We start from the raw sequence: 12,260 nt of genomic DNA on the forward strand, positions 1-12,260 counted from the left end.
ACAATAAGCTTATTTGTGGCGTGCTATTTATTCCCTTGCCAATGCTTCTATAGGATCGAGGTGAGCTGCATTTCTTGCCGGTAGGAAACCGAAGATTATCCCTATTGCCGTTGAACAGCCAAATGCAATGATAAATGCAATGAAGCTATAAACGAAATTCCAGTTCGGTAACATCAATTGCACCATAAAGGAAATGCTGTATGACAGAATAATCCCCAATATCCCCCCAATTAAACAAACCAAAACAGCTTCAATAAGGAATTGCTGCATAATGTCACTGGTTCTGGCCCCTACTGCCATACGAATACCAATTTCCCTTGTACGTTCGGTGACAGATACCAACATGATATTCATGACACCAATCCCCCCGACAACCAAGGATATTACCGCAACTAACGTTAAAAATATTTGCATCGTCCGGGTTGTTTTATCCATTATTTTAATGGTCTTATTCACGTTATAAGTGTGAAAGTCTTTTTTGCCGTGACGAAATATCAACAATTGATTAAGTTTTTCTTCTACTTCGTTGGATACATAACCATCTTTCAACCTGATAACAATCGAATTCAAGTAATTTTGATTCATCAAACGGCTATTCATCGTACTGTAAGGCACCCAAACTTGTAACGTATCACTGCTATAAAGCGTTTGCCCACTAGCAATTACACCAATCACTGTCAAGGGCATATTTGCTAACAGTAACTCTTTGCCTACCACATTGTCCTGGTAAGGAAAAAATTTCTTACGTGTATTATCATCAATGATAACCACTTGCGACTGACGCTCAATCATGTCTGCAGTAAAAGGAATGCCTTGGGAAAACTTCATTGCATATACCTGAAAAAAGTCATTTCCTACCCCCAATATTTGTGCTTTAGCATCCATATTGCCCTGACGCAAACGCCCGCTATTTATAAATTCGGGAGAAGCAGCCAGAACATAAGGCTGAGATCTTATTGCTGTAATATCAGTAAGTTTCAATGCCTGCATATCCAAAGCATTATCACTGCCAAAATCTTTTCCTGGATAGATTGATATAGAGTTAGTGGCAATCGATTTAATATGTGATAACACCATCGATTTTGCCGCATCGCCAATCACTACGATCGTGACGACAGAAGCAATGCCGATTATAATTCCAAGCATTGTCAGCAGAGTCCGTAGCTTATTCACATTCATGGCACGCCATGCCATCAATAAAGCTTCATTAAAACGTCCCCAGATTTTTTGCACTGAGGAGGTTTTTACATTGACAGTTTTTGTATCTACAGACGAAGAGATATGAGGTAATTTTTGATGTTCAGAAGAACGCACCTCTCTCATGATACGCCCATCTTTGATTTCAATCACCCGTTGAGCCTGTGCAGCAATGTTAGGATCGTGGGTAACAATAACAACCGTATGTCCTCGTTGACAGAGTTTCTTCAAGATATCCATCATTTCCTGACCGGAAGTGCTATCCAATGCGCCGGTGGGTTCGTCAGCCAGGATGACCTGACCACCATTCATCAGAGCCCTGGCAATACTAACCCGTTGTTGCTGTCCACCTGAAAGCTGGCTTGGTCGATAATCAATCCGGTTTCCCAATCCAAGACTTTTTAGCAATTCAATAGCCCGCTCACGACGTTGTATTTTGGAAACACCAGAATAAATTGCTGGAATTTCAACATTTTGTTCGGCGGTTAAATGAGCCAATAAATGGTAGCGCTGAAAAATGAAGCCAAAATATTCCCTGCGTAACTCGGCCAATTGGTCACTATCCAAATCAGCAATATTTCTTCCCGCAACCCAATATTCGCCACTACTGGGTTTATCCAAACAGCCAAGTATATTCATTAAAGTAGACTTACCTGAACCGGAAGCACCAACAATAGCCACCATTTCTCCGGCCTGTATAGATAACGAAATATCATCCAAAACGGTGACTTGTCCATCTCCAGCGGGATAATTACGACTAACGCCTTTTAGTTCCAGTAAGGTACTCATTATTACTCCTCTACGCTACTATCACTGCGACTGGTGATCACACGTTCGTTTTCCTTCAATCCAGAGAGCACCTGAACATTCGCGTTATCAAAGGCCCCGATTGTGATTTTACGTTTTTCTGCTTTACCATTATGTAAAACACTCACTTCATATTGCGTAGAAAGTACATGCTGAGTTGAAGACGCATATTGGCGAGAAGCTATTTCCAAAGCTGAAATTGGGATCATCAATACATTATGCAAAGACTGAAGGGCTATTTTTACTTGCGCGGTCATCTGCAAACGCAAAATATGTTCGGGATTAGGTACTTCAAAGCGGGCATAATAGAAAATCGCGTTATTCTCAACTTGTGGTGTTGGCAGGGTATCTTTCAGGACGCTGTGAAATTGCCTTCCTGGTGCGCCTAAGATGGTAAATGAAACTTTCTGTCCAGGTGCTAAATTGATGACATCGGCCTCCGATACTTCTGCATTAACAATCATGGTATCAAGGTTTGCGAGTGTCAAAATAGTCGGTGCTTGCTGTGCAGCAATCACGGTTTGTCCCTGAAATGTTTTAATATCTGTCACTATGCCCTCAATTGGGGCAGTAATTCTGGTATATTGTAAGTTCGTTTTTGCCGTATCAAGTTTAGCCTTATTTTGCTTAATTTGCGCCACCAAGTCGTCAATTCTGGCGGCCTTAGACTGCATATCTGTTATGTTTGAATCCAATTCTTGCTGAGAAATAACATGTAATTTAAACAAATGCCTCAAACGATTGACTTTAAGCTGTGCAAGTTTTAGTTCAGCCCGCGCTCCACGGAGATTGGCCTCCAATGATTTTGCTGTTTCCTGAATTTCAGCCACTGTGTTTTTTGCTGTCTGTGGATCAATCAAAGCCAATAATTGGCCTTGCTTAACCTTATCCCCCAGTTTCACATAAAGCTCTTTCAACTGACCGCTAACCTGGGCCCCGACGTCAACTTTACTGACCGCATCCAATTTACCCACCGCTAGGACATTTCTTTGGAAATCGCCCTTTATCACTGCACTCGTCTGATACGAGACAGGCTTCGGCAGATAGAAGAAATAGGACCACACAGAAGCAATAGCTATGAGAACAAGCCCTGCACCAATCCAGCGATACTTGGCAAAAAGAAGTTTCATCAACAAATACCTACCATTAAAATATGCAATCTAATGACTTAACTTGAACTTTACTGTATAAAACATAAACAAATCCTATCAACGGGATATTTCTGATATGTATTCTTTAAAAAAACTCTCCATGTCCAATACAGGTAAGGCAAGCAGAGCCTTAAGTCCTTTTTTAAGATTTAACGTGACATTATGCTTGCGGTATATATGGGATTAATATGCAGCGCCTTGTTATACGCAAAACGGATTGCACAAACCGAGCGATTAAAAACTCAGCTTATAAAATGACAGGAGATTAGTAAAGCTGGCTAAGAGGCTGGATTTGCCCTGCGCATTTCCACCAATCAGAATCGTATTTTCGTCAAGTACGAATGATAATCGCATACATTTCCTCTCTTTCCATACAGATTTACTTAATTTTATTTATAACATCCGTCCTATCAGAGATTAAAAAATGCGTTGAATTTCAGTATGTTTCCCTTTATCCTACTTGTTATTTCAATGTAATTTTTTTGTTTCTTTATGTTTGCTGATTTTTGTGTCTATACGCATTAAACTTCAAGTTGCAATTTACAGCACGATATGAAACCTGATTTCTGCCCGCTTCGCGGGGGAGGAATCACATGTATCTTGAAGTTAGATTGGTATAGTTTTCGTTATTAAGATTAAGATAAAAAGACGTTTTTTTATTGGATAAGGATGTGGATCATGTATTCAGGATTAATCATTATTCTCCTGCCTTTGGCCTTGGGCTACCTTATTCATCTGAGTGATAAATCGATGCTAACCTTCGTGCATCAGCTACTCAATGTCATGGTTTATATCATTCTCATTTTGATGGGGATAAGCCTTGCGATGCTGGAAAACTTGGGTAGTAACTTACTTTCTATCTTGCTGTATGCAACAACATTTTTCCTGTGCACCTTTATAATTAATATGCTAGCGCTTTTCCTTTTAGATAAGCGAGATCCGTGGATTATTAGTGCACACAAACAGGAAAAACCGCCTTCCCGATTACATATGGCTCTGGATTCCGTCAAATTATGTGGCGCATTAGTATTGGGGTTTCTTATTGGATTAATAGGCTGGTCAGGGTTTCATCTTTCTAGCCGAGCCAGCGAAATTGCCTTGATTTTTTTACTATTTCTAGTGGGTATTCAACTGCGTAATAACGGCATGAGCCTAAAGCAAACCCTGCTGAATCGCCGTGGTATGATTATTGCCATCGTGGTTGCCATCAGTTCCCTGCTGGGTGGCGTACTGGCTGCATTTTTGTTGGAATTACCGACCAAAACGGGTCTTGCCATTGCATCAGGATACGGTTGGTATTCCCTTTCCGGCATTTTAATTTCCGATGCTTACGGACCTGTGCTTGGCAGTACCGCCTTTTTCAATGACTTAGCTCGTGAATTGGCATCCATCATGCTTATTCCCATACTAATAAATCGCTATCGTTCAACCGCATTGGGTTTGACCGGAGCGGCTTCAATTGACTTTACCTTACCGATCTTACAACGCTGTGGTGGTATCAGTATCGTACCCGCAGCTATCGTTCATGGTTTTATATTGAGTTTATTAACCCCTTTATTCATCGCATTGTTTACCCGGTAAATTATTTATACGCATTAAACTTCAAGTTGCAATTTACAATACGATATGAAACGTGATTTCTCCCCGTGAAGCGGGGGAGAAATCACACGCATCTTGAAGTTAGATTAGTGTATGCAATACAAAGCTATCCTGGTTTAATGCATAAACTGAATAAAAAAGATTTTTCGATATAAAAATCAATCTACCAAACTAATATAAAAAGCAAAAAAAGATCTAAAAAATGCTGAAAAATTGATTAGTTAACTAACAAATTCGATTAAAACAACAATTTTATGCAAATATCATTGCATAGTTATTCTTGTGGGATTAATATCGACCAGTCAATTAACTATTCACATTTTTCGCATGAGCATTCAATTAAAAAACATAAATTGTTTCTATGGCTCACATCAGGCTCTATTCGATATCAATTTTGAATGTACATCGGGAGAAACTGTCGTGTTGCTAGGTCCCAGTGGAGCAGGAAAAAGTTCTTTGCTGCGTGTCTTAAATTTACTGGAACTGCCTCGTTCTGGATTACTCAATGTGGCAACGCACCAGTTTGATTTCAAACAGCAACCTAACCACAAAGAAATTCTCGCATTGCGGCAAAAAGTTGGCATGGTTTTCCAGCAATATAATTTGTGGCCACACTTGACCGTGATGGATAATTTGATTGAAGCACCTTGCCGGGTATTGAAGCAATCTAAGCAACAAGCACGGGAAAAAGCGGCCAAACTCCTTTCCCGACTTCATTTGGGTGAATTCGCCAACCGTTTTCCACTGCACCTTTCTGGTGGACAACAACAGCGGGTTGCCATTGCACGCGCATTAATGATGGAACCTCAGGTTCTATTGTTTGATGAACCCACTGCCGCACTCGATCCTGCAATCACTTCCCAAGTCATTGACATTATTAAAGAGCTAGCAGAAACCGGTATCACTCAGATTATCGTGACTCATGAAGTAGAATTTGCTCGCAAAACAGCAAGTCAGGTTGTATATATGGAACAAGGACATATTGTCGAAAAAGGTGATGCAACTCATTTTATGCATCCTCAAACAGAAGCCTTTGCTCACTATTTATCACACTGAAATACCATATTGGATCTATATACTCGATAAATTTCAATCTACTACTTCCCTATAAGGGAGCAGATTGAAAGATGACGCAGAGATATCGATAGTTGATTACAAAAAAACATTAAAGCAGTTATCAACCGTGACATTCATAAACAACAGGATATTGCTATGAAGAAATTATTGTTTGCCGCTTTATTGAGTGTAGTGACCTTGTCAGCAACCGCAGCAGAGAAAGTAACGCTCCGTTTTGCGACGGAAGCAACCTACCCTCCATTTGAATTTATTGATGCAAATAATCAGATTCAAGGATTCGACGTCGATTTGGCGAATGCCATATGTGCAAAGCTCAACGCAGAATGTACATTCACCAACCAGGCTTTTGATAGCCTCATTCCCAGCTTAAAATTCCGTCGAGTTGATGTTTTGATGGCGGGTATCGACATCACACCGGATCGGAAAAAACAAGTTGATTTCACCCAAACTTATTATGATAACTCTGCCATTTTCGTTGCTATCAAAGGGAAGTTTGCTCAAGTTGCCGATCTCAAAGGTAAACAAGTCGGAACTCAGAATGGTACTACACACCAGAAATATTTGATGGAGCAACATAAAGAGCTGAAAACCGTACCTTATGATAGCTACCAAAATGCAATCCTTGATTTAAAAAATGGTCGTATTGATGCGTTGTTCGGTGATACAGCTGTCGTCAATGAATGGCTGAAAAAGAATAAAGAATTAAGTACGGTTGGCGAAAAGGTGACAGACAAAAACTACTTTGGTATCGGTTTAGGTATTGCGGTTCGCAAAGGCAATACTGTGTTGCTGGATAAACTGAACAAAGCATTAACGGAAGTTAAACAAGACGGTACTTACGATACCATCTACAAAAAATGGTTTAAACAATAAACTCAATTCTAATGAATGAACTTCTCTCTTTAATTAGTGCCGCCGGAGTCACCGTCGGCCTCGCTATTTCCTCGCTTGTCGTCGGCTTGGTTCTGGCAATGTTTTTTGCTGCATGGGAATCCATTCGCTGGAAACCTATTGCTTTTTTAGGCTCCTGTTGGGTTACCTTGATCAGAGGATTGCCTGAAATTTTAGTTGTTCTCTTCATCTATTTTGGCAGTTCTCAACTCCTCATTACGTTGTCGGATGGTTTTGATATCAATCTCATTGTTTGGCACTTTAGAATACAGATGGAAATTGACAACTTTGATGTCAGCCCTTTTCTGTGCGGTGTTATTGCTCTGTCTCTGCTCTATTCTGCTTATGCTTCACAAACGCTGCGGGGAGCATTAAAAGCTGTTCCGACAGGGCAATGGGAAGCGGGTCAAGCTCTGGGATTAAGCCAACGCCGTATCTTTTTTCGCTTGATTATGCCTCAAATGTGGCGCCACGCCTTGCCAGGGCTTGGTAATCAATGGCTGGTTTTATTAAAAGATACTGCCCTGGTTTCGTTAATCAGCGTTAATGATCTGATGTTACAAACCAAAAGTATCGCTACCCGAACTCAGGAGCCGTTCACATGGTATATGATTGTTGCTGCTCTCTATCTGATAATCACCCTGGCAAGCCAATTTATTCTCAAACAGCTTGAAATACGCGCCACCCATTTTGAACGGAGTGCTTCATGATGTTTGAATATATCAAAGAAATTTTACCCGGCTTACAAACCAGCCTCAGTTTGACTTTCTCAGCATTGCTGGCCGCATTCATGCTATCCATTGTCTTGACCATGATTCTGACAATGAAACTGCCTGCACTTTCTCAATTGGTCAGAGGCTATATCACACTATTTACCGGAACCCCGCTCCTCGTTCAGTTCTTCTTAATTTACTATGGGCCGGGGCAATTTCCATCGCTCAAGGAATATCCGTGGTTCTGGCAACTTATATCAGAGCCGTGGCTCTGTGCAATGGTCACACTTACATTGAACAGTGCAGCCTACTCAACCCTGCTATTTTACGGCGCTGTTAAAGCAATTCCTGCCGGACAATGGCAATCTTGTCAGGCTCTTGGTATGTCCAAAATGCATTCTATGCGCATCTTGCTACCTTATGCTCTTAAGCGAGCACTCTCTTCCTATTCCAATGAAGTCGTGCTGATTTTCAAGAGCACTTCACTAGCCAGTACAATCACCTTATTAGACATCATGGGATACAGCCAGCTTCAATTTGGGCGTAGTTACGATGCAACAATATTTATTGCCGCAGGCATTATTTACCTTTGCATAAATGGTCTTTTGACACTGCTGATGCGTTTAATTGAACAGCGTGCTTTATCATTTGAACATCGCAATTAATCAGCATTCACACTTAATTATCTGATTTCACCATTCTTACCCGTGATAACTTACCATTATCACGGAGTAACCAAGATATCAGATTGTTAGTTTACATTAAGAACTAACAGTGCCAGTGCTTCATAATGCTCAGTATGAGGAAACATATCGAATAACTGTACTTTTTCTATTCGATATTGTTTAAGCATCGTGATATCTTTCGCCATCGTCTGAGCATTACAGCTCGAATAGAGAACAAATTTAGGTGCCATCCGGCTAAGGTATTCACATAGCTCTTTACCAATTCCTCTTCTAGGAGGGTTTACCAGCACTAACTCAGGTAATTGTGATTTATCAAGAGCAAAATGAGTGGAATCTAATGCCTGAAAATCCACCTGCTCCAACCCCAAGCTTTTGGCAGAACTTCTAGCACAACTAATTGCTTCAGCACTGATCTCAATCCCTGTCAATCGGGTTTTTTGGTCTGCACAATGCAAACCAAAACCGCCAGCACCGCAAAACAGATCCCACATACTGCTAATGTTTAGCTCCCTAACCCAGCGTCCCGCTGTGGCATACAGCGCTGAAGCAATATCTGGATTTGTCTGGAAAAAACTACGCGGGCGGATGTACAGCGGAATACCGTTAAAAGTTTCCTGTAGCATCTTACGTTCGGTAAAAATGATTTCCTTCTCACCTTCCAGAATTGCCATATGGGTTGGCTGAATATTAGCGGAGATCACTGTTGCTTGTGGCAATTGTTCCTTCAGCCAAGGCAAAACCTGCGCTAATTGAGCCAGCTTTGTTTCCGAACGCAAGACAAAGCGCAGCATTATTTCGCCATTAGCGCGGCTTTCCGTCAGAAGAATATATTTTAATTCCCCTTTCCGACGTTCAACGTTGTATGGAACCAAACCAGCTTTGGCGATAAATGTTTTTATGACTGCAAATACCGTCTGAAAGTATTTTGGATACAACGGACAGTCACAGAGATCCACCGTTCTGCCATCACGATGCAACATACCAAGCAATGGACGCTCAACACTGCCACTGACCACCATCTTGGCTTTATTACGGAACTCACTTGTTTTGCTACTTACTGGTGGTAACCAATGTAATACTGATCCTTCCTGTAAAAGTTGCTTTAAATGTTGTTGTTTATCATATAATTGCTGTGAATAGGACTTATCGAGCCACTGGCAAGAGTGACAATGCCCCGCGGTATACTGCGCACATTGCATCGTAAAAAAACCATATCAAAAAAATATTAGTGCAAAGTAAATGTTGATGTTTTCGTTGAAGTTAAGGATTCTTCATCTTCAACTTCCACTTCACTTTCCATATCACTATTGACATAGAGAAGATTATTGCTGTGAATTTCAAAAATTACATTCGCAATTTGCTCTTCCCCCTGCTGCATAAAATTGGAGAATTGTCTGAATGTCATGCCAGCAGCAATAGGGAAAGCCTGACAAACAATCAATTTAGGCAAATTTTCATCCTGAACATCGATAAATGCCTTCACAGTCAGAGAACACGCATTAATCTGACTCAAATTAGCAACCAATGGAATTATCGCAGTTGGCCTGACTTCGGCCAAAGCAGAAAGCAATACGACATCACCCAACAGATCGATCTTGGCATCAAACAAGCCATCAATATTCTGCATATGAGGCAAATGCAAGACTGTGCCTGAATCATTCTCAAAATAAGAGATCTTGAGCTGTTCAAGCCACGTGCGCAAAATTGACAAATCGGGAGTAACCATAGAATCCATCGAATTAACCTCATATGACCGAGAAGTTACACATGCTACCTAAGGGAACTTCCCAGCAAGCAGCCGCATGTACAATAATTAATCTATTTTGTTTTTTCATCATCAGTGACAATCTGATGGCTTTTATCTGCTTTCTTATGATCAATTCCCAAAAAGGAAAGATTATAGACTGCACGACAGATAATATGGATAGCTGCTGGAATCAAGCAACCGATACCCAATAAAATCATAGCAATGTGTGCTTCTGTCGTCATTAGTAAAGGCGATAGAATTATGCTATCAGTTATTGACAAGTAAGCCAGAATCAACAGCCCCACGCCCAATATTTCCAATAAAATGACTAACTTAGGCATGTCAGCCAATGAGCGCATCTCTTTTGATGGGTTCATTTTCATTCTTTAACCTGTTCCAGCTTAAAAATAGAATTTCCGTTACTCAATAGATTTCTGTTACTGGGTAAGTCTATCATATCTGAATTCCGTTTATCGGCAGGACTAATTACAACAAAAGGTGATTCCTGCTTTTTTTTGTTAACACTTACAGGCATAGTAACTTCAGATGACATTCTATGAAGTTCATGATCATTACCACTAAGGAGTTTGTATGTACACTGTCATTTTTGGCCGTCCTGGTTGTCCTTACTGCGTTCGTGCCAAAGAACTCGCTGAAAAACTAAAAAAAGTACGCGACGACTTTGATTATCGCTATATCGATATCTGGGCTGAAAACATCACCAAAGACGACTTATCAAAAACGGTGGGTAAACCTGTGGAGACTGTTCCTCAGATCTTCATTGACGAGAAACATATCGGTGGCTATACAGATTTTGAAGCTTATGCTAAAGACAATCTGGGACTGTACCAATAATTAGCTGTAAAATCAGTTGACAAAAAAACCGCTATCCAGAAACTGTCACCCTCCTGGATAGCGGGAGCCTTAACCATATTTGCCCTTCGAAAAATGCTACCTTCTTGAAAAAATTTCGCGATTTTTTTCTCAAGGATAAGAACTTTCACATCATAATGCAGTCTTAATTATTGCCACTGCTTTTCTTTGATGTCCCCATATTGAGGAGCCCGATAGTCATCCACTTTGGTTAAAGGCTATCGGGTTTTTTGTTAGTCACGAGTGACTTGCAAGATAGTGGTTATCTTTCATTATTATTGCAATCCCTATATTATTTACTCATGCAACATCAATAAACATTAAATAAAGTTATGAATCAATGTAATTCGCTTTTTTATGTGAAATTATAATTGTTAACAATGAGTTGATAAAATAAAATCACCCTGTTTACGTAAATATCTCGCTTGTGAGGCTGACTTTGCTAGAACAACTTAACCACAATTTGTTTACTTTTATCAATGCAACCCCAGATTCACCACCAGCAATGATCTCGCTTGCCATCTTTATAGCGAAATATTGCGTATTTATTTACCCTATCACATTGGCCATTTGCTGGCTTTGGGGAAAAGAAAGAGCCATCACATCTCAACGCATTGTTGTCAGTAAATCTTGCATTGCTTTTGCTTTTGGCATGGCGACCTCCTATATCATCGGAATAATCGTTCCACATGCCCGGCCATTTGTTGAAGGTTTTGGCTATAATTTTCTCTATCATGCTCCTACAGAATCCTTTCCCAGTAACCACGGCACAGCAGTCTTTACTTTTGCTCTGGCATTTATATTTTGGCACCGCATTTGGTTAGGTTTATCTCTGATGATCATCGCCTGTGCCATTGCCTGGTCTCGTGTCTATGTAGGCGTTCACTGGCCAATCGATATGATTGGAGCACTTTTAGTCAGCCTGTTAGGGTGCGCTTTTTCCCAAATATTTTGGAACCAATGCGGAGCTCATTTACAAGACAAACTTACCCGACTCTACCAATTTTGCTGCGCATTTTTTATCAAAAAAGGCTGGGTAAAAAATTAATCAAATGTAAATATGCACCAGCCATATATCTCTATACCAATCTAACTTCAAGATGCGTGTGATTTCTCTCCGCAAAGCGGGGAGAAATCAGGTTTCATATCATGTTGTAAATTACAACTTGATGTTTAGTGCGTATATATGGTTGGTGTAACTGATATCCATAAAAAAAGCGTGGTATTATTTTGCTCAAGAAATTTTTTAACATTTATTCTACGCTTCATCGTGGCTTTAAATATCAGGATAAAATCCTTCGTTATATTTAACAATATATAACCATAAAATGATTACTGTTTCTTCATAAACATAGAGTTAAAGAACACATTTCACACACAACAATTGATTATCCTTAAAACGCTTATTAAGGCATAATCAATACTCAACACATTTTCATTCAACAAATGAATGCCATATTTTATGCACAAAAATTCATATTATTTATCAAAAAGTTAATGGAAGTTAGGCTATTAATAG

General features: G+C 40.1%; 13 protein-coding genes. 7 read left to right on the forward strand and 6 right to left on the reverse strand.

All coding sequences use genetic code 11. From position 1 onward, the window contains the following. Window positions 1-27: 27 nt before the first annotated feature. From macB to IQ211_RS07580, 3 genes are all read right to left on the reverse strand, one after another. Complete coding sequence (macB, locus tag IQ211_RS07570; RefSeq protein WP_189758490.1) at window positions 28-1,986, reverse strand: macrolide ABC transporter ATP-binding protein/permease MacB; 1,959 nt, start codon at window positions 1,984-1,986, stop codon at window positions 28-30. A gap of 2 nt (window positions 1,987-1,988) precedes the next feature. Next, window positions 1,989-3,134, reverse strand: a complete 1,146-nt coding sequence (macA, locus tag IQ211_RS07575; RefSeq protein ID WP_189758489.1) for a macrolide transporter subunit MacA — start codon at window positions 3,132-3,134, stop codon at window positions 1,989-1,991. 255 nt (window positions 3,135-3,389) lie between these two features. Then, entirely contained in the window at window positions 3,390-3,509 is a 120-nt protein-coding gene (locus IQ211_RS07580) for a DUF2813 domain-containing protein (protein WP_189758488.1), read from the reverse strand. 324 nt (window positions 3,510-3,833) lie between these two features. Here IQ211_RS07580 and IQ211_RS07585 point away from each other — a divergent pair, with 324 nt between their 5' ends. From IQ211_RS07585 to artM, 5 genes are all read left to right on the forward strand, one after another. After that, window positions 3,834-4,736 (forward strand): LysO family transporter, encoded by a 903-nt coding sequence (locus IQ211_RS07585; RefSeq protein WP_189758487.1) that lies wholly within the window; start codon window positions 3,834-3,836, stop codon window positions 4,734-4,736. A 345-nt stretch (window positions 4,737-5,081) separates the two neighbouring features. Beyond that, window positions 5,082-5,810 carry an arginine ABC transporter ATP-binding protein ArtP gene (gene artP, locus IQ211_RS07590; protein WP_189758486.1) on the forward strand — a complete coding sequence of 243 codons (729 nt, stop codon included), beginning with the start codon at window positions 5,082-5,084 and terminating at the stop codon, window positions 5,808-5,810. Between the two features lie 156 nt (window positions 5,811-5,966). Continuing rightward, complete coding sequence (gene artJ, locus IQ211_RS07595; RefSeq protein ID WP_189758485.1) at window positions 5,967-6,704, forward strand: arginine ABC transporter substrate-binding protein; 738 nt, start codon at window positions 5,967-5,969, stop codon at window positions 6,702-6,704. An 11-nt stretch (window positions 6,705-6,715) separates the two neighbouring features. Further along, complete coding sequence (gene artQ / locus IQ211_RS07600; RefSeq protein WP_189758484.1) at window positions 6,716-7,432, forward strand: arginine ABC transporter permease ArtQ; 717 nt, start codon at window positions 6,716-6,718, stop codon at window positions 7,430-7,432. Next, entirely contained in the window at window positions 7,432-8,100 is a 669-nt protein-coding gene (gene artM, locus IQ211_RS07605; RefSeq protein ID WP_189758513.1) for an arginine ABC transporter permease ArtM, read from the forward strand. Before artQ ends, artM begins: the two co-directional genes overlap by 1 nt. Window positions 8,101-8,186: 86 nt before the next feature. On the opposite strand, the gene rlmC is transcribed toward artM, so the two are convergent. The 3 genes from rlmC to IQ211_RS07620 all read right to left on the reverse strand — a co-directional run bounded on the left by rlmC (window position 8,187) and on the right by IQ211_RS07620 (window position 10,251). Then, window positions 8,187-9,320, reverse strand: coding sequence for a 23S rRNA (uracil(747)-C(5))-methyltransferase RlmC (rlmC, locus tag IQ211_RS07610; protein WP_189758483.1), 1,134 nt, complete (start codon window positions 9,318-9,320; stop codon window positions 8,187-8,189). A gap of 26 nt (window positions 9,321-9,346) precedes the next feature. Then, the gene (locus IQ211_RS07615) at window positions 9,347-9,856 is read right to left on the reverse strand and encodes a type III secretion system chaperone family protein (protein ID WP_189758482.1); all 510 of its coding nucleotides are present in this window, start codon (window positions 9,854-9,856) and stop codon (window positions 9,347-9,349) included. An 83-nt stretch (window positions 9,857-9,939) separates the two neighbouring features. Then, a complete protein-coding gene (locus IQ211_RS07620) occupies window positions 9,940-10,251 on the reverse strand; it encodes a YbjC family protein (RefSeq protein ID WP_189758481.1) in 312 nt (103 codons plus the stop codon). A 208-nt stretch (window positions 10,252-10,459) separates the two neighbouring features. On the opposite strand from IQ211_RS07620, the gene IQ211_RS07625 reads away from it, so the two are divergent. Together IQ211_RS07625 and ybjG are read left to right on the forward strand one after the other, a co-directional pair. Beyond that, window positions 10,460-10,723 (forward strand): GrxA family glutaredoxin, encoded by a 264-nt coding sequence (locus tag IQ211_RS07625; RefSeq protein ID WP_189758480.1) that lies wholly within the window; start codon window positions 10,460-10,462, stop codon window positions 10,721-10,723. Window positions 10,724-11,180: 457 nt separating this feature from the next. Further along, entirely contained in the window at window positions 11,181-11,789 is a 609-nt protein-coding gene (gene ybjG / locus IQ211_RS07630; RefSeq protein WP_189758479.1) for an undecaprenyl-diphosphate phosphatase, read from the forward strand. Window positions 11,790-12,260: the final 471 nt, after the last annotated feature.

Origin of the sequence: Xenorhabdus griffiniae, assembly GCF_015163655.1 — a bacterium.
In the GTDB taxonomy this organism is placed as follows: Bacteria; Pseudomonadota; Gammaproteobacteria; order Enterobacterales; family Enterobacteriaceae; genus Xenorhabdus; species Xenorhabdus griffiniae.